The organism is Kribbella sp. NPDC049584 (assembly GCF_040675555.1).
GTDB lineage: Bacteria > Actinomycetota > Actinomycetes > Propionibacteriales > Kribbellaceae > Kribbella.
Genome location: NZ_JBFAPF010000004.1, coordinates 47,853 through 67,048, shown reverse-complemented (window position 1 = coordinate 67,048; position 19,196 = coordinate 47,853). Strand labels below are relative to the sequence as shown.

20 protein-coding genes and 1 riboswitch are annotated in these 19,196 nt (G+C 68.5%); of the genes, 9 read left to right on the top strand and 11 right to left on the bottom strand.

Annotated features, from left to right (window positions below):
- The first annotated feature begins 43 nt into the window (after nucleotides 1-43).
- On the top strand, nucleotides 44-859 hold the full coding sequence (locus AB0J62_RS16545; protein WP_363870689.1) for a sugar ABC transporter permease: 816 nt from the start codon (nucleotides 44-46) through the stop codon (nucleotides 857-859).
- Entirely contained in the window at nucleotides 859-1,731 is an 873-nt protein-coding gene (locus AB0J62_RS16540; protein ID WP_363870686.1) for a carbohydrate ABC transporter permease, read from the top strand. The genes AB0J62_RS16545 and AB0J62_RS16540 overlap by 1 nt, the downstream gene beginning before the upstream one ends.
- 3 nt (nucleotides 1,732-1,734) lie before the next feature.
- Here AB0J62_RS16540 and AB0J62_RS16535 read toward each other — a convergent pair whose 3' ends face one another.
- Complete coding sequence (locus AB0J62_RS16535) at nucleotides 1,735-2,199, bottom strand: hypothetical protein (protein WP_363870683.1); 465 nt, start codon at nucleotides 2,197-2,199, stop codon at nucleotides 1,735-1,737.
- A 10-nt stretch (nucleotides 2,200-2,209) separates the two neighbouring features.
- Nucleotides 2,210-3,292: a hypothetical protein gene (locus tag AB0J62_RS16530; RefSeq protein WP_363870680.1), complete on the bottom strand. Its 1,083-nt coding sequence runs from the start codon at nucleotides 3,290-3,292 to the stop codon at nucleotides 2,210-2,212.
- Between the two features lie 217 nt (nucleotides 3,293-3,509).
- Here AB0J62_RS16530 and AB0J62_RS16525 point away from each other — a divergent pair, with 217 nt between their 5' ends.
- On the top strand, nucleotides 3,510-4,703 hold the full coding sequence (locus AB0J62_RS16525; RefSeq protein ID WP_363870677.1) for an AI-2E family transporter: 1,194 nt from the start codon (nucleotides 3,510-3,512) through the stop codon (nucleotides 4,701-4,703).
- A gap of 14 nt (nucleotides 4,704-4,717) precedes the next feature.
- Here AB0J62_RS16525 and AB0J62_RS16520 read toward each other — a convergent pair whose 3' ends face one another.
- Nucleotides 4,718-5,683: an LLM class flavin-dependent oxidoreductase gene (locus AB0J62_RS16520; RefSeq protein WP_363870674.1), complete on the bottom strand. Its 966-nt coding sequence runs from the start codon at nucleotides 5,681-5,683 to the stop codon at nucleotides 4,718-4,720.
- A gap of 94 nt (nucleotides 5,684-5,777) precedes the next feature.
- Here AB0J62_RS16520 and AB0J62_RS16515 point away from each other — a divergent pair, with 94 nt between their 5' ends.
- The 3 genes from AB0J62_RS16515 to AB0J62_RS16505 all read left to right on the top strand — a co-directional run bounded on the left by AB0J62_RS16515 (nucleotide 5,778) and on the right by AB0J62_RS16505 (nucleotide 9,333).
- A complete protein-coding gene (locus AB0J62_RS16515) occupies nucleotides 5,778-6,926 on the top strand; it encodes an enolase C-terminal domain-like protein (protein WP_363870671.1) in 1,149 nt (382 codons plus the stop codon).
- A 9-nt stretch (nucleotides 6,927-6,935) separates the two neighbouring features.
- Nucleotides 6,936-7,886, top strand: a complete 951-nt coding sequence (locus AB0J62_RS16510; protein ID WP_363870668.1) for a dihydrodipicolinate synthase family protein — start codon at nucleotides 6,936-6,938, stop codon at nucleotides 7,884-7,886.
- 223 nt (nucleotides 7,887-8,109) lie between these two features.
- Nucleotides 8,110-9,333, top strand: a complete 1,224-nt coding sequence (locus tag AB0J62_RS16505; protein WP_363870665.1) for a hypothetical protein — start codon at nucleotides 8,110-8,112, stop codon at nucleotides 9,331-9,333.
- A gap of 10 nt (nucleotides 9,334-9,343) precedes the next feature.
- On the opposite strand, the gene AB0J62_RS16500 is transcribed toward AB0J62_RS16505, so the two are convergent.
- The 5 genes from AB0J62_RS16500 to AB0J62_RS16480 all read right to left on the bottom strand — a co-directional run bounded on the left by AB0J62_RS16500 (nucleotide 9,344) and on the right by AB0J62_RS16480 (nucleotide 14,351).
- Nucleotides 9,344-10,369 carry a zinc-dependent alcohol dehydrogenase family protein gene (locus AB0J62_RS16500; protein ID WP_363870662.1) on the bottom strand — a complete coding sequence of 342 codons (1,026 nt, stop codon included), beginning with the start codon at nucleotides 10,367-10,369 and terminating at the stop codon, nucleotides 9,344-9,346.
- A gap of 13 nt (nucleotides 10,370-10,382) precedes the next feature.
- Nucleotides 10,383-10,658 carry a ubiquitin-like small modifier protein 1 gene (locus tag AB0J62_RS16495; protein ID WP_134105426.1) on the bottom strand — a complete coding sequence of 92 codons (276 nt, stop codon included), beginning with the start codon at nucleotides 10,656-10,658 and terminating at the stop codon, nucleotides 10,383-10,385.
- A complete protein-coding gene (thrC, locus tag AB0J62_RS16490; protein ID WP_363870657.1) occupies nucleotides 10,655-11,914 on the bottom strand; it encodes a threonine synthase in 1,260 nt (419 codons plus the stop codon). The genes AB0J62_RS16495 and thrC overlap by 4 nt, the downstream gene beginning before the upstream one ends.
- A gap of 13 nt (nucleotides 11,915-11,927) precedes the next feature.
- Nucleotides 11,928-12,070: riboswitch (SAM riboswitch) on the bottom strand.
- 82 nt (nucleotides 12,071-12,152) lie between these two features.
- A complete protein-coding gene (locus tag AB0J62_RS16485; RefSeq protein ID WP_363870654.1) occupies nucleotides 12,153-13,400 on the bottom strand; it encodes a cation:proton antiporter in 1,248 nt (415 codons plus the stop codon).
- A gap of 3 nt (nucleotides 13,401-13,403) precedes the next feature.
- Entirely contained in the window at nucleotides 13,404-14,351 is a 948-nt protein-coding gene (locus tag AB0J62_RS16480; protein WP_363870651.1) for a DNA-3-methyladenine glycosylase 2 family protein, read from the bottom strand.
- A 47-nt stretch (nucleotides 14,352-14,398) separates the two neighbouring features.
- Here AB0J62_RS16480 and AB0J62_RS16475 point away from each other — a divergent pair, with 47 nt between their 5' ends.
- A complete protein-coding gene (locus AB0J62_RS16475; protein WP_363870648.1) occupies nucleotides 14,399-14,866 on the top strand; it encodes a hypothetical protein in 468 nt (155 codons plus the stop codon).
- Here AB0J62_RS16475 and otsB read toward each other — a convergent pair.
- The 3 genes from otsB to AB0J62_RS16460 are packed head-to-tail and all read right to left on the bottom strand — an operon-like array spanning nucleotide 14,832 to nucleotide 16,647.
- Nucleotides 14,832-15,665 carry a trehalose-phosphatase gene (otsB, locus tag AB0J62_RS16470; RefSeq protein WP_363870644.1) on the bottom strand — a complete coding sequence of 278 codons (834 nt, stop codon included), beginning with the start codon at nucleotides 15,663-15,665 and terminating at the stop codon, nucleotides 14,832-14,834. The genes AB0J62_RS16475 and otsB overlap by 35 nt on opposite strands.
- Nucleotides 15,662-16,336, bottom strand: a complete 675-nt coding sequence (locus tag AB0J62_RS16465; protein WP_363870642.1) for a LytR C-terminal domain-containing protein — start codon at nucleotides 16,334-16,336, stop codon at nucleotides 15,662-15,664. The genes otsB and AB0J62_RS16465 overlap by 4 nt, the downstream gene beginning before the upstream one ends.
- A gap of 2 nt (nucleotides 16,337-16,338) precedes the next feature.
- Nucleotides 16,339-16,647, bottom strand: a complete 309-nt coding sequence (locus tag AB0J62_RS16460; RefSeq protein WP_130443900.1) for a DUF3263 domain-containing protein — start codon at nucleotides 16,645-16,647, stop codon at nucleotides 16,339-16,341.
- Nucleotides 16,648-16,795: 148 nt separating this feature from the next.
- On the opposite strand from AB0J62_RS16460, the gene AB0J62_RS16455 reads away from it, so the two are divergent.
- Both AB0J62_RS16455 and AB0J62_RS16450 read left to right on the top strand, forming a co-directional pair.
- Complete coding sequence (locus AB0J62_RS16455; protein WP_363870638.1) at nucleotides 16,796-18,199, top strand: amidase; 1,404 nt, start codon at nucleotides 16,796-16,798, stop codon at nucleotides 18,197-18,199.
- Nucleotides 18,190-19,191, top strand: coding sequence for a Gfo/Idh/MocA family oxidoreductase (locus AB0J62_RS16450; protein WP_363870635.1), 1,002 nt, complete (start codon nucleotides 18,190-18,192; stop codon nucleotides 19,189-19,191). The genes AB0J62_RS16455 and AB0J62_RS16450 overlap by 10 nt, the downstream gene beginning before the upstream one ends.
- The last annotated feature ends 5 nt before the right edge of the window (nucleotides 19,192-19,196 follow it).

The window sequence follows — 19,196 nt, the reverse complement described above, 5'->3', positions numbered from 1 at the left end:
ATCGATCCGGCGCCCGTGGGTCGGACTGTTGTTCGTTGCGCCCATGCTGGTTTTGTTCTTGGTGTTCAGGTTTCTGCCGGTGGTGGGCGCGTTCCTGCTCTCTTTGACCGACTACCGGCTCAGCGGCAAGTGGGATTTTATTGCCCTCGACAACTACACGCGGTTGTTGTCGGACAACGTCTTCCACCAGGCGCTTCTCGTCACCGTCACCTACACCGTGATCTTCGTACCGCTGACGGTCCTACTCTCGCTCGGCACCGCAGTACTGCTCCACCAAGTGGTCTGGAAGCGCGGGTTCTTCCGCGGCGTGTTCTTCCTCCCGTACGTGACGAGCATCGTGCTCGCCGCGGTCATCTGGAAGTGGATCTACGACGCCCAGGACGGCCTCCTGAACGCGGTACTCGGGCTGGTGAACATCGGCCCGATCGACTTCCTCAGCCAGTCCGGCACCGTGCTGCCGTCGATCGCGGTGACGTCGGCGTGGAAGGGTTTCGGATACTCGATGCTGATCCTGCTCGCGGGCCTGCAGGCGGTGCCGAAGTCGTACCTCGAGGCGGCGATGATCGACGGCGCCGGGACCTGGCAGCGGTTCCGCTACGTCACGCTGCCGCAACTCCGCCCGGTGCTGTTCTTCGTGCTCGTGATCGAGACCATCGGCGCGTTCCAGGTTTTCGACGCGATGTACGTGATGACCGGCGGCGGGCCGGTGCGATCCAGCTATTCGCTCGTGTACTTCCTGTACGACAGCGGTTTCAAGTACTTCGACTTCGGTTACGCCAGCGCGATCGGTCTGGTGCTGTTCCTGATCGTGCTGATCGTCTCGCTCGTGCAGCGCCGGCTCGTCGGGAGGGACGACTGATGGTCAACGTACTCGAACGCCCGCCGGTGCGGGCTGTCACCGAGACCAAGTCCGCCGGGCGGCGTACGGCGGCCCGGCTGACGTTGCCGACCTTGCTGACGCTGATCGCGATCGTGACGACCGTTCCGTTCGCGGCGATGGTGATGGTCGCCTTCGCGCCGCCCAGTGGGCGGACGTTTCCCGATGCATTGAACCCGGCGAACTTCACGCTGGACAACTTCTCGCGCGTGCTGTCGAGCTCGGACATCCCGCGGTGGACGGTCAACTCGCTGCTCTACTCGCTCGTCTCGGTCGTCTGCGTGCTGCTGTTCGCGTCGATGGCCGGATACGCGTTCGCGAAGAAGAAGTTCCCGGGGCGGGAGATCATGTTCTGGGCGTTCCTGGCCACGCTGATGGTCCCGTTCCAGGCGACGCTGATCCCGTCGTACATCCTGGTCTCGCGGTTCGACTGGGTGGACAGCTACTGGGGCCTGATCGTCCCGACGCTGGCCAACTCGCAGGCGGTCTTCCTGATGCGCCAGTTCATCATGCAACTGCCCGACGAACTCTTCGAAGCCGCGGAGATCGACGGGGCGTCGGAGTGGCGCATCTTCACGACCATCGTCGTACCGCTGATCCGTCCGGTGCTGGCGACGCTGGGAATCTTCGTCTTCCTCTGGCACTGGAACGATTTCCTCTGGCCGCTGGTCATCGGCCAGTCCGGCACGATGCAAACCCTCACCGTCGGCCTGGCCACGCTCCAAACCCAGGCCGTCCCGATCAACCAGGTCATGGCCGGCGCCACGATCACCGTCGTCCCCAGCCTCCTGGTCTTCGGGCTGCTCCAGCGCTACCTGACTGATTCCATCGCCATGTCGGGGCTGAAAGCCTGAGGGCTACTTGCGGTCGAGCATCTGGCGTAGTTCGTCGCCGTGAACGGTCAGGGCCCAGATGACGAGGACGTCGACGGCGATGGTGATCGTGGACCAGATGGGGTACGCCGCGAGGAACGCCATATTGAGCAGGATGCTCGCGATCGCGACGATCACCCCGACCACGCGACCCCACACCCGGCCGCTGAGGAGGGCGATACCGGCTATCAGGATGAAGACGGCTACGCCCAGGTGGATCCAGCCCCAGCCGTCGTAGTCGAGGTGGATCGTCAGGCGGGACGGGCGGACCAGGTAGTAGGTGTCGTCGAAGATCGCCACGAACCCCTGGAACGCGTGGATCATGCCGAGCACGATCATCATCACCCCGGCGAAGAGGATCCAGCCGACCCAGCGGCTGGGCCACTCCGGCACCTCGACCTCACCGGGCCGTCGATGGGCTCCGCTCAGGGTTTCCTCGGGCTCCGGCATGGCGCTCTCCTCAGCTCACGGCTTTGGCTGCCGCGGTCGCGCGGAATTCGCTGACCGGGTGATACCGGTCGTAGAGCATCGTCAGAGTGGTGACCAGGAAGACGAAGTACAGCGTGTCCGGCAGCGACAGGTCCCCGTTGCCCCGCGTCAGCAGCAGGTCGGCGACGAACACCAGCGCGATGTTGATGACCAGCAGGACGAGGAACGAGAACGCGGCCGAGTCCCACCCGTACCCGCGCCGCGCGCTCCACAGCCCGATCGCGGAGTTCAGCACCACGAAGAACGCGATGCCGAGGAACAGCCTGAGGTCGCTGGTCTGTACGCCCGGCAGCACCCGCCCGTAGATCACGCTGGTCAGCCCGATCAGCACGATCTTCTCGACGGCTGCCATGTCCAGCACCCGGTTGTGCGCGGCGCGGTACGCCATCCGCTCGCTGGCCTCGTCCATTTCCACCGGCAACGGGTCAGCGGTCAGCCGCAACGTCCAATCGGGCGGACTCAGCCGCGGACGGATGACGAAGTACACGACTGCGGCAAGGATCAGCAGCGCCACGATCAGCGCAGGGAGGAACCACGGTACGTCGCGGATCGTGTCGGTCAGATCGAGCTTGAGGATGTGGATCCAGGTCTCCTGCGGCAGCTTGATGAAGATCCAGATCCCGGCCGCGACCTTGACCCAGAACCGGAACCCGTACCGCATCGGGTTCCGCCGCGCACGCACGCCCTCGTAGGCGATGAAGAAGTACTCGAACGTGTTCGGGAATATCAGCAGCAGGAACCGCAGCCCGGTGAGCTCGAACAGCACCGCGCCGACCTGACGGTAGAAGAACAGGAACCGGCTGATCTTGACCGCCCCCGGGTTGCTCCAGTTCCGCAGGCTCGCGAGGTAGGCGATCGACAGGTAGAACACGTCCATCGCCTTGTCGTAGCTCTGATAGTTCGGCGGTTCGACGTCGAAGATCTGGAAGATCGTCTGGTCGACGCCGTCGAGGAGCAGACAGGCGATGATCGCCGGCAACGGGTACCGCAGGATGAAGAAGGGCAGCACGAAGCGCGCGAGCACGACGGCCCAGAACACCACCTGGACGTCCATCCGCCACTCCCATCCGTCCGACTCAGGCTACGACCGGAACCATCTCACCGGCTTCACCTCAACCCGGGTTTTCCACGGTCGGTCGACGTCACTGGGAGGACCGACTCACCCTTGACGTACGACGCCCGCCGCCGCCTCCTCCGGGACGCGTGATGCCGCCGGACCGGATGTCGGAGATGTTCGAACCCCCTGGTCCGACGCGGAGGAGAGCTACGACATGCCTGACTCCGCCGACACGCCACCGCCGGAGATCGCTGCTCCGTCCCCGGCGGCTGGTGACACGGCGGCTGGTGACGCGGCGGGTGGTGACGCGGCGGCCTCGTGGTCCCTTCCGCGGGGCGTGGTGGTTCTGCTCGGGACCGCCGGGGCGATCATCACGGCCGGCGGGCTGCACGGCTTCTCGAGTATCGCGGGGCCGGTGTTCCTGGCGCTGATCCTCACGATCGCGGTCAGTCCGTTGCGCCGGTACCTGATCCGGCGTGGCGTCCGCACCTGGATCGCCGCCCTGATCGCGCTCGTCGTGGTGATCGCCATCCTGGTCGGCCTCGCCGCCGCGCTGGCCCTTTCCCTCGCGCGGCTGGCGACGCTGCTCCCGACGTACCAGGACACATTCGCGCAGCTCATCAGCGACGCCCGCAGCTGGCTCGCCCACCGCGGCATCGGCAACCAGGAGATCCAGCGCGTGCTCCAGGCGGTCGACCTCGGCAAAGCGCTGGGAATCCTGCAAGGCTGGCTGACCAAGCTGTTCGGCGTGTTCTCCGACCTCGGGTTCATCGTGATCCTGCTGTTCTTCATGGGCATGGATGCCAACAGCTTCACCGCACGGTTGACCGAGGCCGCAAAACACCGGCCCGGAATCGCGCGCGCACTCACCAGCTTCGCGCGCGGCACGACGCGGTACCTGGTCGTTTCCACCATCTTCGGCCTGATCGTCGCCGTCGTGGACGTGGGCGTCCTCTACGTGCTGAGCGTCCCTCTACCGTGGCTGTGGGGTCTGCTCGCCTTCATCACGAATTACATCCCGAACATCGGCTTCATCATCGGCGTCATCCCGCCCGCGCTGCTCGGTCTACTGGACAACGGCTGGTCCGCGCTCATCTGGGTGATCATCGCGTACTGCGTCATCAACTTCGTCTTCCAGTCGATCATCCAACCGAAGATCGTCGGCGACGCGGTCGGCATGTCCACCACGCTGACGTTCCTGTCCCTGGTCTTCTGGGCCTGGGTCCTGGGCCCGCTGGGCGCCATCCTCGCCATCCCCCTGTCCCTCCTCGCCAAAGCCCTCCTCCTGGACGCCGACCCCTCCACCCGCTGGGTCAACGGCCTGATCTCGGGCACCGACGACACACCTGAGAAGCAGCCGGAGCGTCCCGCCGCGGCCATCCCACCGGCCACGCCAGAGTTCAGCTAGCTCCCGCGGGACTCCTACACCAGCCCCCCGAAGGCCTCGATCGACCGCAGCGCGTCCGCTTGCGACATGCCCGGCGGCTGGATCCGCAGGATGATCCCGTCCGCGCCCAGCTCCTCGTAGTGCGCCAGCCGATCAGCACACTCGGCCGGCGAGCCGATCACGCTACGATCCACGATCTCGTCCCAGCCCTGCGTGTACCGGCTGACATCCGTCGACGTACGTTTCCACCCGGTGTAGGCGTCGTACAGGTCCCGCAGCGGCTCCTCCAACGCCGTCCGCGCCTCCTGCGACGTCGCACCGCAGTACCCCTCGCGACACAGGATGACCTCCTGTCCGAGCGTCCCCTCCCCGCGCGGATACGACAGGTACTCCGAGATCTTCGCCGGGAGGTCCGCGTCCAGCTCGTTGAACGACGTCGTCCACCCGTCACACATCCGTGCGGTCCGCTTCAGCACAGCCGAGACCCGGCCGCCGTTCCAGATCCGCGGCCGCGGCGACTGCACCGGTCTCGGCGACAGATACGCGTCCTGGATGCTCGTGAACTTCCCGTCGTACGTGACCTCGTCCGACGTCCACAGCCGCGTCAGGATCTCCAGCCCCTCCTCGAACCGCCCGACCCGCTCCGACTGCGTCACGCCGTACAGCGCGAACTCCTCCGGCCGGTACCCGAGCACGAATCCGGCCGTCAGCCGCCCACCGGACAGTACGTCGATATGCGCCAGCGTCTCGGCGAGTACGACGGGGTCGTACAGCGGGGCGACGATCGCCGCCGTGGCGATCCCGATCCGGGACGTGTGCGCGGCCAGCCATGTCATCGACGTGAGGATCTCGTGGTACCCGGGCCGGTGCAGGTGCCGTTCGCCGAGCACGACCCACTCGAACCCGGCCTGCTCGGCGAGCTTCGCCTGCTCGACCGCGTCGGCCAACCGGGGCCGCTCGTCCGGGGTGCCGTAGAGGTTCAGATAGAGACCCAGCCGCATCGGGGTGCCACCTTCCGTTGACAGGGAGCGCTCAGGGTATTTACGGTCTTGACCGTAAATGCTTTCCGCTCAGATTGCGACCCTAGGAGCCGGAATGAGTCTTGCAGCAGAACCGGCAGGGTTGCCGGCCGGGGCACCAGCGGTATCCGGCCCGGCGGACGCGACGTCCTCGGCACCGATCAGCGCGATCAAGACGCGCGTGGTCAGCGCGCGGTACCGCCGTCCGTTCCAGATCAGCAGCGGTATCAGCACCGAGCTCATCAGCCTGGTCGTCGAGGTGCATACCGCCGACGGGGCCGTCGGGATCGGCGAGACCTCACCGATGACGGCGTACACCGGTGAGACGCTGGCCGGCGTACAGGCTGCGATCGAGGAGCACCTCGCGCCGGCCCTGATCGGCCGCGACCCGCTCGACCGGGCCGGTGCGCACGTGGTGATGGACGGCGTACTGCGCGGCCAGCAGGTCGCCAAGTCCGGCCTCGACATCGCGCTGTACGACCTGGCCGGCCGGCTGAGCGGCTGGCCAGTCCACGCCATCCTCGGCGGCAGCGTCCGCGACCGCGTGCAGACGACATGGGTCGTCGGCCTCGGCACGCTGGACGAGATGGCCGCGGAGGCAGCGGAGTACGCCGAGCGCGGCTTCATGCACCTGAAGGTCAAGGGCGGTCAGGATCCGGCCAAGGACCTCGAGCTGATCCGCGCCGTCCGCGCCGCGATCCCCGACGACGCTGAGCTGTGTTTGGACGCAAACGAGGGGTACGACGCGACCACGGCGCTTCCATACCTCGCCAAGATGAGCGCCGCCGGGCTGACCCTGCTGGAGCAGCCCCTGCCCCGCTGGGACCTTGCCGGGCTCGTACGGCTGCGGGAACGCCTCGACGTACGCGTGATGGTCGACGAGAGCATGCACTCGCTGCACGACGCCATGGAGATCGCGCGACGCGGTGCGGCCGACGTACTGAACATCAAGATCCTCAAGGTCGGCGGACTCCATCGCGCGCTGCAGATCGCGAATGTGGCCGAGGCTGCGGGGCTGGCTGTGAAGGTAGGCTCGATGCCGGAGCTGGGCGTGGCCACGCTGGCCGCCGTACACCTGGCCGCCGCCGTGCCCGGTGCGACCGTTGCGGCGGACCTGGTGGGGCCGTTGATGGTCGACGAGGACCCGCTGGCGCCGAGTGTGTTCGCCGACTGCGACGGCTGGATCGACGTACCGAAGCGCCCTGGTCTCGGGCACGATGTCTGAGAGGACTTCATGCACCCACTAGTAGAGCGGCTGCGTGGCGCGCTGCTTCCCGCTGTCGTCACACCGATGGACTCCGACGGCGTCGTCGCGTACGACGCCCTCACCGCGTACGCCGGCGCACTGACGGCGCAGTCCGTCGGCGGGATCGCGGTGTGGGCGCACACCGGGCGCGGGCTGTACCTGTCATCCGGCGACCGCGCGAAGGTGCTGGAGACCTGGCGGCAGGCGACCGACGTACCGATCGTGGCGGGTGTCGGCGTACCTCGCTCTGCCGAGGCGGCCGGGCTGCACGAGGCAGCCGATGCGACCGTTGAGATGGCGCTGGCCGCAGCGGCAGGCGGGGCGGACGCGGTGATGGTCTATCCGCTGGCGTCGCTCGGCGAGCTGCCCCACGGGGACGCGCAGGCGGTGGCGTTGCACGAGCGGGTCGCTGCGGAGAGCGGACTGCCGCTGGTCGGCTTCTACTTGCACGGGGAGGCAGGCGGGTACCCGTACTCGCCTTCGCTGATCCGCGAGCTGCTGTCGCTGGACGCGATGCTAGGCGTGAAGACGGCGACGCTGGACCGGGCGATCGGCTGTCAGGACGCGATCTGGGCCGGGCGTGGCACCGGCAAGCTGCTGATCACCGGCGAGGACCGCATGTACGGGCCGTCGTTCATGTGGGGCGCGGACACGGCACTCGTCGGGATCGCGTCGGCCCAGGTGGAGCTGTCGGCCGCCGTACTGCGTGCTTGGACCGCCGGTGAGCACTCCGGGTTCCTGTCGGCGTCGGAACGGCTGGACCGGTTTGCGGCGGCGACGTTCTACGCGCCGATCGAGGGGTACGTGCAGCGGATGCTGTGGGCGGCCGAATGGGAGGGCCTGGTGCCGGCCGAGGCCGCGCACGATCCCTACGGTCCTGACCTGCCACCGAGCGAACGCGAGCTGGTGATCCGCTGCCTCGAGGAGCTCCACACCTAGCCGGGCAGTGGGGTGGCGCGCTCCCTCCGACGCTCCACCACACCGCCACCGTCTGCGGACCGCCTGAGGGTGACGGCAATTATGGTCTTGACCGAAACTAAAAGAGAGCGCACTGGACGTCAAGATCTCGGCGCTCCCTGCGCTATTCTGCGAGTTGAGGGCCAGACCAGAAGTCGTCGGAGGATGCCGTGCGGATCAGCTCAGCTTCGGGCCCGGTGACCTGATGGCGCTCACGGTCGGCGTCGTCGGACCGGAGGACCTGGTCCAGCGCGTGACCGCGGTCGGCGCACCGAGCGGGACCACCCTCCTCCCGCTGGCCTACCGGCATGAGACCGAAGCGGTCGAGCTGGTCGAGCAGGCGCACTCCGACGTCGACGCGTTCCTGTTCACCGGCGTCGTCCCGTACACGATCGCCACCGAAGCCGGGGTGATCGACCGGCCGGCGATGTACGTCTCGTACGACGGCGCGACGCTGCTGCGCGCACTGGTCGAACTGCTGCGGCTCGGGCACAACGTCACGCAGTTCTCGATCGACACGCTGCGCCGGTCCGAGGTGATCGAGACGCTGATCGAGGCGAAGCTGCCGACCGAACACATCCACGTGCTGCCGTACCGGCCGGGGCTGACGTCGGACGACATCGTCGAGTTCCACCGGACGGCGCGCGAGAAGCACAACACGAAGGTCGCGATCAGCTGCCTCGGTTCGGCGTTCCACCTGATCGAGAACGAGATGCCGTCGGTGCGCCTGGCGCCGTCGCGCTACTCGATCCGGTCCACTCTGCAGGCACTCGTCCTGACGACGACCGGTCAGCATGTCGGGGATGCCCAGGTCGCGCTCGGGGTGATCGATCTACCTGAGCCGGATGACGCGCTCGCCGCCGACCTCATCACGCTCGGCGGCAGCCTCGCCGCTCTGCCCGACGGGCGGCACCTGGTCGTCACCACACGCGGGTTGCTGGAACAGGCGACGGAACAGTTCTCCCGCATGCCGTTACTCGACCACCTCGCGGCGCGACACAGCACGGCGTACGTCGGGTTCGGCGTCGGCCGGACTGCGGCCGAAGCGGAGGCGCTCGCCCGCAGAGCCGTCAGCCGGGCGCCTTCGATCGGGTCCGTCGCCGGCGTGGTCTCCATGTCCGACGACGTCGAGATCGTCATCGAACCGAGCGGCGACCAGCCCACCACCGCCCGCGGCACGGAAAGCCTGCCGCTCCTCGCGCGCCGGGTCGGCCTCAACCCCCAGACCCTCGCCCGAATGCGAGAACTCACCGCCACCCTCCCCGACGGTCTCACCACCCAAGACGTAGCCGACCACCTGGCCGTCCAACTCCGCACCGCCCGAAGAGTGCTGAAACGCCTGGAACGAGCCGGCCTGGCCGCCCCCACCGGCACCCAACAACACGGCCGCACCGGCCGCCCACCCACGGTCTACCTGATCCGCCTGTAGACGACTCTCGTCAAGCGACGCCTGGGGTGATGACGGTTATGCCGGCCGGGGTTCCATCGGACAGTGCTGCGAGGGCGGCGGGGGTTTCGTCGAGGGTGATGGTGCGGGTGATGAGCTCCGCGGGTTGGAGGTTGCCTGACGCAACCAACGCGAGCATCTCGGGGTAGGCGTGGGCGGGCATGCCGTGGCTGCCCAGCCAGGACAGTTCCTGGCCGATCAGGCGACCCACGTCGAGCTGGACGCCGGAGGGGAGCAGGCCGACCTGGACGTGGCGGCCTCGGGGGCGGAGGGACGACAAGGCTCGCTGGACGATGTCGCTGGAGCCTAGGGCGTCGATCGTCACGTGGGCACCGCCGAGATCCTGGATCTCAGCGGCGACCTGATCCGAGGCCTGAACTGTGTGCACGGCGCCGTACTGCACGGCCAGTTTCAACGCGTCGGGATTGGTGTCGATGGCAACGACTTCCGCACCCAGGGCGCTGGCGATCATGACGGCGGACAGGCCCACGCCGCCGCAGCCGAAGACGGCGACGCGTTCGCCGGCACGGACCTTGCCGACCTGGTGGACCGCGCGGAACGACGTCGCGAAGCGGCAGCCCAGGCCGGCGGCGGTGGCGAAGTCCATATCGTCGGGAAGACGGACTAAATTCACGGCGGCGTATGGCACAGCGACGTACTCCGCAAACGAGCCCCAGTAGTTGAAGCCGGGCTGGAGCTGGTTCGGGCAGACCTGCTGGTTGCCCTCCAAGCACTGCTCGCACGTGCCGCACGCGCAGATGAAAGGAGTAGTGACCCGGTCGCCCACCTGCCAGCCAGTCACCCCGGCGCCCACCGCCGCGATCGTCCCCGCCAACTCGTGCCCGGGCACGTGCGGCAGCACGATGTCGGCATCGTGGCCCATCCAGCCGTGCCAGTCGCTGCGGCACAGCCCGGTCGCCTCGACCCGCAGGACGACCGCGCCGTCCGCCGCGACAGGCCTCGCGACGTCCCGGACGACGGGCACGACGCCGTACTCCTCAATGACTACTGCGCGCATCGAGACAGCTTAATCAGCCGCCCGCGACCGCCGGGATGATCGAGACCTGGCCGCCGTCCTTGATCGCGGTCTGCAGGCCGTCGGCGAACCGTACGTCGTCATCGTCGACGTACACGTTCACGAACCGGCGCAGCTCGCCCGCGTCGTCCAGCACGCGACCCTTGATCCCCGGGTACGACGCGTCCAGCGAGTCGAGCACCTCGGTCAGCGTCGAGCCCTCCGCGGACACCTCGGACACGCCTTGGGTGTACGGACGCAGGATGGTCGGAACCCGAACGCTCACACTCACTGCAGGCCTGCCTTCACGAAGGCGTCGTACGACGCGGGGATGGTCACCTTGGGGCCGACCCGGTCGGCCACGGCGTCGAGCGTCTTCAGCCCGTCGCCGGAGTTGATGATCACGGTCTCGGCCTCGGGGTCGAGCTGGCCGGTCGCGATCAGCTTCTTCAGCGTCGCGACGGTCACGCCGCCGGCGGTCTCGGCGAAGACGCCCTCGGTCCGGGCCAGCAGCTGGATGCCCTCGACGACCTCTTCGTCGCTGACGTCCTCGATCGCGCCACCGGTCCGGCGGGCGACGTCCAGGACATACGGCCCGTCCGCCGGGTTGCCGATCGCCAGCGACTTCGCGATGGTGTCCGGCTTGACCGGCTTGACCACGTCGTGGCCGTCACGGAACGCCTGCGCGACCGGAGAGCAGCCGGTCGCCTGCGCGCCGTACACCTTGTAGTCGGTGGCGTCGACCAGGCCGAGCTTGCCGAGCTCGGTGAAGCCCTTGTCGATCTTGGTCAGCTGCGAGCCGGACGCGACCGGGATCACGATCTGCTGCGGCAGCCGCCAGCCGAGCTGCTCGGCGATCTCGAAGGCCAGCGTCTTGGAGCCTTCGGAGTAGTACGGGCGGACGTTGACGTTGACGAACGCCCAGCCCTCCTCCTCGCCGGCGATCTCGGAGGCGAGCTTGTTCACGTCGTCGTAGTTGCCCTCGACGGCGACCAGCGTCCCGCCGTACACGGCGGTGGTGATCACCTTCGGGCGCTCGAGGTCATGAGGAATGAACACGACCGAGCGGATGCCGGCCCGGGCGGCGGCCGCGGCGACGGCGTTGGCCAGGTTGCCGGTGGAGGGGCAGGCGAAGACCTTCATGCCCAGCTCGCGGGTCGCGCTGAGCGCGGAGGCAACCACCCGGTCCTTGAAGGAGTGGGTCGGGTTGCCGGAGTCGTCCTTCACCCACAGCTTGCGCAGGCCCAGCTCGCGGGCCAGGTTGCGAGCGTCGATGAGCCGCGTGTACCCCGGCTCGGTGTTCGGGTAGCTGGCCACGTCGACGGGGACGGGCAGCAGCGGCTGGTACCGCCAGATGTTCTTGGGTCCGGCCTCGATCTGCTCGCGGGTGATCGTCGGGTACTCGTATCCGACCTCGAGCGGACCGAAGCACTCCATACAGGCATAGAACGGGCCGAGCGGCGACTTCGCCCCACAGGCGCGACAGCTCAGGTGCGTACCGTTGCCGAAGGCACCTTCACGGATCGTGTGGGTGGCGGTCTGGCTCATGAGTGAGGTTCCCCTCTCATCTTCCCCGGGGGCCGGATCTCGGCGCGGGACGGATTTGGCACCGTTCCCTCGCTGAGATCACCCCGGACGGGGTCTCCACGGGGAGGGTTGCCGGGACGTCAACGGGCCGTTTCCCTCAGTCCCTCTGGATGAGCTGCCCCCGAGATTACCCAATCGGGTCCATATTGTGTCTTGTGATCCCAGCATCCGAGATAGGCGATCTCAGCTCCGCGGCCGCTCAGGCGGTCCGGTCCCGGCGTACGTCGAGCATCCGCATCAGCGGCGTCGCGGCGACGCCGTGGACGACCACACTCAGCACGACGGTGAAGCCGACGGTCGCCCACAGCCACGCCAGGTCGGTGCGGAAGTCGGCGCCGGCGTACGCCAGGTAGAAGACCGACCCGACGCCGCGGATGCCGAACGCAGCGGTGACCCAGCGTTCGGAGCGACGCATCGGCGTCCCGGCCAGCGACACCCAGGCGGTCAGTGGACGGAGGACCAGCACCAGCAGGAGGCCCAGAGCGGCACCCGCGAAAGTCAGCGGCCGCAGCAGCCCGGCCGTGATCGCCGAGCCGAGGAGCAGCAGGATCCCCCAGGTCAGGATGTGTTCGAGCTGCTCGACGAACCCGTGCAGCTCCTCGTGGAAGTCATGGTGCCGCTCGGCCGCGCGGAGCGTCAGAGCGGCGATGAACACGGCGATGAATCCGTAGCCGTGCAGCACCTGGGCGAGCCCGTAGACACCGAGCGTCATCGCGAGGGCCAGCACGGGTTCACGCGACTCGGCCAGGCGGAAGGTGCGCGAGGGTGCGGAGAAGGCCATTTTGCCGAGCAGCCAGCCGACCCCGACGCCGACCAGTACGCCGATCGCGGTCCGGCCGATCAGATCCCAGGCGAGCCACTCGAGCGCCCAGCCACCCACCGCACCCTTGGTGGCCCCGAAGACGGCTGCGTACACGAACGGGAACGCCAGACCGTCGTTCAGACCCGCTTCCGAGGTCAGCGCGAAGCGGACCTCGTCGTCCTCCTCCGGCTCGGCGTCAGCGCCGGTCGACGGGCCCTGGACCTGTACGTCCGAGGCGAGAACCGGATCGGTCGGCGCGAGTACGGCGCCGAGCAGCAAGGCGGTCGCCGGCGCCAGGCCGAGCAGCCAGCCCGCACCGGCGACTGCCGCGATACAGGCGGGCATCGCGACGAGCAGGAGCCGCCAGGTCACCTTCCACCGATGCCAGCCGATCGGGCGGTCGATCGCCAGGCCGACACCCATCAAGGCGACCAGGATGGTCAGCTCGGCCAGGTGCTTGGTGAGGCCGGACTCGACGATCGGACTGAGGTGCGACTGGTCGACAGCGAGCCCGAGGAGCACGCCGGCACCGAGAAAGCCGATCGGTGCGGAGACGGCGTACCGGCGGAGCAGACGCGGCAGAACGGCGCCGAGCAGCAGCGCCAGGCCCGCGACGAGATACAGGCCGTCCCCGTTAATGGTCATGGCCTAGCGCAGTCGATGGGTCGCGCCCGGAGTGTGGGTGGGTAGCGCCTTGCGCGGGCCGTAACGGGGATGACCGATGCCGGTCAGCTCCAACAGCCGTTGCACCCGGAAACGGTGTCCTCGATAGGGCTCGATCAGCTCGGCGCAGCCGTCGTCGTCCAGCTCCTCGCCGATCAGGGCGTACGACACGTTGCGCGACACGTGGTAGTCCGCGAACGAGAACGCATCCGCGTCCCCATGCGCCCGCTGCCGTACTTCGGCTGCCGTCCACACCCCGACTCCCGGCAGGGACCGCAGCCGCCGCTCGATCTCCTCGGAATCGGTCAGCTCGAGCGTCCGCTCCAGCGCCTTCGCGCGCGTGGCCGCCGTCAGCACGACCCGCGACCGCCGCCCCTCGACACCGGCCCGCAGCCACTGCCACGACGGGATCCGCCGCCAGTCCTCCGGCGCCGGGGGCACCATCATCTGCCGCCCGTCCGGCGCGGCCGGCCCCGGCGCAGGTTCGCCGTACTCACGCAGCAGCAGCCGCCACGCCCGGAACGCCTCCTTGCCGGTGACGACCTGCTCGATCCCCGCAGCCGCCATGGCCTCGAACACCGCCCGCGTCCGTGGAACCCGCAGATGGGGAAACCGCCGCGCCGCATCTACCAACGCCCGATGCTCCGGCAGCGGCTCGAACCCGTCCCAACTGTCCCGGTCCCCCAGCAACTCCGGCACGCCGTCGAGCGCCCACTCAGCCCCGGCGCCCCAGGCCTCGGCCTCCACACCCCCGGCGTACGGCGTCAACCGCAGCTGCACGGGTCCGTCAGGCGTCCGAGTGGCGCGCCACACCGTCCGCCGCCCCGCATCGAACACGTACGCCGGATCGCCCGGCCCCTTCCGAAGGCCTCCGATCACCGAATGCGGATCGACCACCCGCCCCGCGCGCCAGACCCGCACCACCGAACTCACCCGCCAAGTCTTACCCACCCCGCCGACAGAACCGCATACTGGGCGGCATGACGACCTGGCAGTGGGTCAAGTTGGTGGGAAACTTCCTCAATCTGTCCACGCCGGCCGGCGCCTTCGTCGGCGTCCTGGGACGAGCGACATTCACCCGCGGCCCACGCGGCCTGTACTTCGCGAACGGCTACAAGCTCGGCTTCCCGGTCGCCGGCGCGTTCACGATCGGCAATGTCATCCTCAGCAAGAACGACCGCTCGTACTTCGACGATCCGGCGTTGCTGCGGCACGAGGAGCGGCATTCCTGGCAGTACTTCTGCCTGATCGGGTTGCCGATGCTGCCGTTGTACGTCGTCGGCGTGGTGATCTCGTTCCTGCTGACGGGCGATCCGGCGTCACGGAATCCGTTCGAGCGGATGGCCAACCTGAAGGACGGCGGGTACGTCGAACGGCCGATCCAGCCGCTCGGGAAGACCGTGACGCAGGCGTTCAGCGTGCTGAGATCGCGTCCGAAAGGGCCGTGAGGACGGTCACCACGCCGCTCGGTTCGTCGACGACGATATCCGCGGCCTCGATCAGCTCGGTCGCGTTCGACGACCGCGTCGCCAGCAGTACGGCGTTCAGACCGTGCTCGCGCTCCTCGGAGATCGCCCGGTACGCGGCGAGGTCGCCCAGGTCGTCCCCGGCGTACAGGATCGACCGGGCGCCGGTCGACTCGATCAGGCTGCGGATCGCGACGCCCTTGTCGATGCCGCGCGGGCGCAGCTCCAGCACGAGGTTGCCGGGCTCCAGTTGCAGCTCGGTCTCTTCGGCCAGCGCGGTCAGCGGCCCACGCAGCAGCTCGAACGCACCGGTCGGATCGTCCAGCCGCCGCGTGTGCACAGCCAACGAGCTGTCCTTGTCCTCCACAAAGGCATCCGGTACGCCGGCCTCGGTCAGCAGGCCCGGCAAGCGGCTTCGGGCCGTCGCGACCCCAGGCGGCACCGGCGCGGTGGTGACCTTGCCGGTCGCGGCGTCCCACCGCTCGAGACCGTAGTGGCCGAGCACGACGAGCTGGCCGAGACCTGGGTGAGCGCTCACTCCCGAGAGCTCCGTAGCCACGAGCGCAGGACGACCGGTCACGATCGCGACTTGGCCGACCGACCGGGCCAGCCGGGCCAGCGCGTCCAGGGAGCCCTCGACCGGCCGGGAGCGGGCCGGGTCCTCGACGAGCGGCGACAGTACGCCGTCGAAGTCGGACGCGATCACTGCGGTCGCCGGATCGGCGACGATGGCTTCCCAGCCTGCCCGCCCGGCGTCGGTCTCGATGACCGGAGTACTCATCCGGCGTAGTCCGAGGTGAGGATCACGGTCAGGCGATCCTTCTTCATGTTGTCCAGCGCGCCCTTGCTCCGGCCGACGCCGATGTCATGCGCGAGCTGGTTCGCGGCGTCGAGCATGCCCGGCGGGTAGTACACGGTGCTTTCGGCGATCTTGCCGTGCCAGTTGTCGGGCGAGCCCGCGACCGTCCAGCCGGCCTGCCGCGCCCGGCCCGCGACCTCGTCGGCCAGACCCTTGCGCTGCGTGTTGTTGTACACCTCGATCGCCGGCCGCTCCTCCACCGGGATCGTCACCGGCTGCGTCCCAGGCTGTGTCGCCGGCGGCTGGGTGGGCGGCTCGGTCGGTTGCGACGTCGGTGCGGTCGACGACGGCGCGCTCGTCGGCGCCATCGACGGCTTGGACGGCTTGGACGGCGTGACCTCCGGCGGCGTCGTGGTCTGGGTGGAGGGCCGCGGGATGCTCGCGGCGACCGTGGAGGGTCCGGACGACGGTTTGGCCGACGGCTTGCTGCTCGGCTTCGATGCTGCGCCGGCCTGCTCGTCGGCCTTGCTGTCGTGCCCGCGGGTCCCGAACAGCACCAGCAGGCCGGCCACGATCGCGACGACGGCAGCCACGGCGACGAGGGAGGACAGCACCTGACCCCGCTCGCCACGGGATGCCCGAAGGCGGGACATGGTCAGACCTCGATGCCCAGTCGGCGTGCGGAGCGGGCGCGCTGGCGGGCGGCGCGGAGGCGGCGCAGGCGCTTGACCAGCAACGGGTCGTGCGCGAGGGCCTCGGGCCGGTCGATGAGCGCGTTGAGAACCTGGTAGTACCGGGTCGCCGACATCTGGAACTGGTCCCGGATCGCCTGCTCCTTGGCGCCGGCGTACTTCCACCAGTGGCGCTCGAAGGCCAGGATCTGGCCGTCCCGTTCCGAGAGTCCGGCAACAGCCGGCGGCGCAGCTTCGGCGGGGCCGGAAGAGCTGGCGTTGGCGCTGTCCATCTGCTGCTGACTCCTGTGCGGTCGGTGATCGTCCGTCCGCGCTCCACTGTACGTGCTGAACAACAGCGATGTCATTCACCCGTGACACGACACGGAGCGTGTCGTCGGCGGACGGCCGGGTGTCACCAACTCTGGCAGGATCTTTGCCGTGAGCTCAACTTCTTCCAGCCAGGCGCTGGTGGACGAGCTGCAGGCCCGGATTCGTGAGGTGGACCCGCTGGTCAACGCCATCTGCACGCCCAACCCCGCCGCTCTCACCGAAGCCGCCCGTCTCGACACCGAGCGTGAGGACGGGCGCGTTCGCGGCCCGCTGCACGGCGTACCGGTCCTGGTCAAGGACAACATCGACACCGCCGACCTGCCGACCACGGCCGGCTCCTTGGCGCTGGCTGAGCAGCCGCCCCCACCGGATGACGCCCCGCTGGTACGCCGGCTGCGCGACGCCGGCTGCGTGATCCTCGGCAAGACCAATCTGAGCGAGTGGGCCAACTTCCGCGGCTCGGCGTCCTCCTCCGGCTGGAGCGCGTACGGCGGTCTCACGCGCAACCCGTATGCCCTGAACCGCTCAGCGGGCGGCTCCTCGAGCGGCTCCGGCGCCGCAGTCGCCGCTGGGCTGGCGGAGTACGCGATCGGGACCGAGACCAACGGCTCGATCGTCTGTCCGGCCGCGCTGAACGGCATCGTCGGCCTGAAGCCCACTGTCGGGCTGATCCCGCAGCAGGGCATCGTCCCGATCTCGCACTCGCAGGACACCGCCGGCCCGATGACCAGGACCGTCACCCAGGCGGCGGCACTGCTGACAGTTCTCACCGGCAACCAGACGGACTACACCGAGGCCTGCCGGGGCACTGACCTCAGCAACGTGCGCATCGGCGTACCGCGTGGGCCGCTGTGGGGCTACTCCACCGGGCTCGACCAGGTGACCGAACACGCGCTGGAGACCCTCAGCAGTTGTGGAGCGACGCTGGTCGACCACCTGTCCCTGCCGACGCCGGGTGGCGACGAGGACCAGTTGCAGGTGCTGTCCCATGAGCTGAAGGTCGACCTGGCGGCGTACTTGGCCACTCGGGTCCCCGGGGGTCCGCGGACGCTGGACGACCTGATCGCTTTCAACAAGGACCACGCGGACCTAGAGCTGCAGTGGTTCGGGCAGGAGCTGTTCGAGCGGGCGGCGACCACGGACGGCCTCAGCTCCCCGGTGTACGTCGCCGCGCGACTGACCGCGCTCCGGGCCGGCCGGGACGGCATAGACGATCTGCTCCGCGAGAACCAGCTCGACGCGCTGGTCAGCCCGTCGTACTCACCCGCCTGGGCCATCGACCTGGTGAACGGCGACCATGTGCTCGGCGGTTCGTCCTCGCACGCGGCACTGGCCGGCTATCCGCTGCTCTCGTTGCCGTCCGGAATGGTCTCCGGACTGCCGGTCGGGATCACGTTCAGCGGTACGGCACGGAGTGAGGTCACGCTCATTCGCTTGGCTCACGCGTTCGAAACCGCGAGAATCGCAGCAGACGGACCGTTCCCGAGCCCGGAGTTAACCCAGTGGGTATAGACCGTGTCAGATGGGGCATCGTTGCTACTGGCAACATCTCTACCCAGTTCACGCACGATCTGGGGCTGCTCCCCGACGACGCCGTCGCCACCGCGGTCGCGTCCAGGTCCCAGGACAGCGCGGACCGGTTCGCGGCCGAGTTCGGCATCCCGAACGCGTACGACGACTACCGCAAGCTGATCGATTCCGGTGACGTCGACGTCATCTACATCGGTACGCCGCATCCGCAGCACTACGCGATCGCGCGGGCCGCGTTGCAGGCCGGCGTCGCCGTACTGTGCGAGAAGCCGGTCACGCTGACGGCCAAACAGGCGAGGGACCTGGTCGCGGTCGCGACCGAGCACAAGACCTTGTTCGCCGAGGCGATGTGGATGCGGACCAACCCGGTCATCCAGGCGGTCTTCGCCGACCTGGCCGCCGGAGTGATCGGCGAGCCGCAGCAGGTCGTTGCGGACTTCGCCTTCTACAAACCGTCGCTGCCGTCGCGGTTGCTCGACCCGGCGCTCGGCGGCGGTTCGCTGATGGACGGCGGCATCTACCCGATGACGTTCGCCTACATGGCGCTGGGCCGACCGGCTGAGGTGAAGGCCGTCGGCTCGCTCAACGAGGACGGCGTGGACCTGAACGTCGCCATGGCCTGGCGGTACGACTCCGGAGCCGTCGCCGCGCTCACCTGCGGTCTGCGCTCGCAGAACCCGTGGGTCGCGTCGATCAGCGGGCCGGAGGGCAGTCTGCAGCTGCCACACCGCTTCCACCACCCCGACTACTACGTGCGTACGACTGCTTCCGGGGCGGAGCGGATCGACGTGCCGACGCATGGGCGTGGGTACCGCTATGAGGCAGGGGCAGTGATCGAAGCGCTGCGTGCGGGGGCCCTCGAAGTACCGGCGTTGCCTCATGCCGCCACGCTCGAGATTCTCGACCTGCTGGACGAGACCCGGAGCCAGATCGGGGTCCGTTACCCCGGTGACGATGACGACCTGAGTGGATGACGCTG

What these genes read in the sequence shown, in the direction of transcription:
- AB0J62_RS16545 (WP_363870689.1), top strand. Translation starts at nt 44, where the DNA reads ATGCTGGTTTTGTTCTTGGTGTTCAGGTTTCTGCCGGTGGTGGGCGCG.
- AB0J62_RS16540 (WP_363870686.1), top strand. Translation starts at nt 859, where the DNA reads ATGGTCAACGTACTCGAACGCCCGCCGGTGCGGGCTGTCACCGAGACC.
- AB0J62_RS16535 (WP_363870683.1), bottom strand. Translation starts at nt 2,199, where the DNA reads ATGCCGGAGCCCGAGGAAACCCTGAGCGGAGCCCATCGACGGCCCGGT.
- AB0J62_RS16530 (WP_363870680.1), bottom strand. Translation starts at nt 3,292, where the DNA reads ATGGACGTCCAGGTGGTGTTCTGGGCCGTCGTGCTCGCGCGCTTCGTG.
- AB0J62_RS16525 (WP_363870677.1), top strand. Translation starts at nt 3,510, where the DNA reads ATGCCTGACTCCGCCGACACGCCACCGCCGGAGATCGCTGCTCCGTCC.
- AB0J62_RS16520 (WP_363870674.1), bottom strand. Translation starts at nt 5,683, where the DNA reads ATGCGGCTGGGTCTCTATCTGAACCTCTACGGCACCCCGGACGAGCGG.
- AB0J62_RS16515 (WP_363870671.1), top strand. Translation starts at nt 5,778, where the DNA reads ATGAGTCTTGCAGCAGAACCGGCAGGGTTGCCGGCCGGGGCACCAGCG.
- AB0J62_RS16510 (WP_363870668.1), top strand. Translation starts at nt 6,936, where the DNA reads ATGCACCCACTAGTAGAGCGGCTGCGTGGCGCGCTGCTTCCCGCTGTC.
- AB0J62_RS16505 (WP_363870665.1), top strand. Translation starts at nt 8,110, where the DNA reads ATGGCGCTCACGGTCGGCGTCGTCGGACCGGAGGACCTGGTCCAGCGC.
- AB0J62_RS16500 (WP_363870662.1), bottom strand. Translation starts at nt 10,369, where the DNA reads ATGCGCGCAGTAGTCATTGAGGAGTACGGCGTCGTGCCCGTCGTCCGG.
- thrC (WP_363870657.1), bottom strand. Translation starts at nt 11,914, where the DNA reads ATGAGCCAGACCGCCACCCACACGATCCGTGAAGGTGCCTTCGGCAAC.
- AB0J62_RS16485 (WP_363870654.1), bottom strand. Translation starts at nt 13,400, where the DNA reads ATGACCATTAACGGGGACGGCCTGTATCTCGTCGCGGGCCTGGCGCTG.
- AB0J62_RS16475 (WP_363870648.1), top strand. Translation starts at nt 14,399, where the DNA reads ATGACGACCTGGCAGTGGGTCAAGTTGGTGGGAAACTTCCTCAATCTG.
- otsB (WP_363870644.1), bottom strand. Translation starts at nt 15,665, where the DNA reads ATGAGTACTCCGGTCATCGAGACCGACGCCGGGCGGGCAGGCTGGGAA.
- AB0J62_RS16465 (WP_363870642.1), bottom strand. Translation starts at nt 16,336, where the DNA reads ATGTCCCGCCTTCGGGCATCCCGTGGCGAGCGGGGTCAGGTGCTGTCC.
- AB0J62_RS16460 (WP_130443900.1), bottom strand. Translation starts at nt 16,647, where the DNA reads ATGGACAGCGCCAACGCCAGCTCTTCCGGCCCCGCCGAAGCTGCGCCG.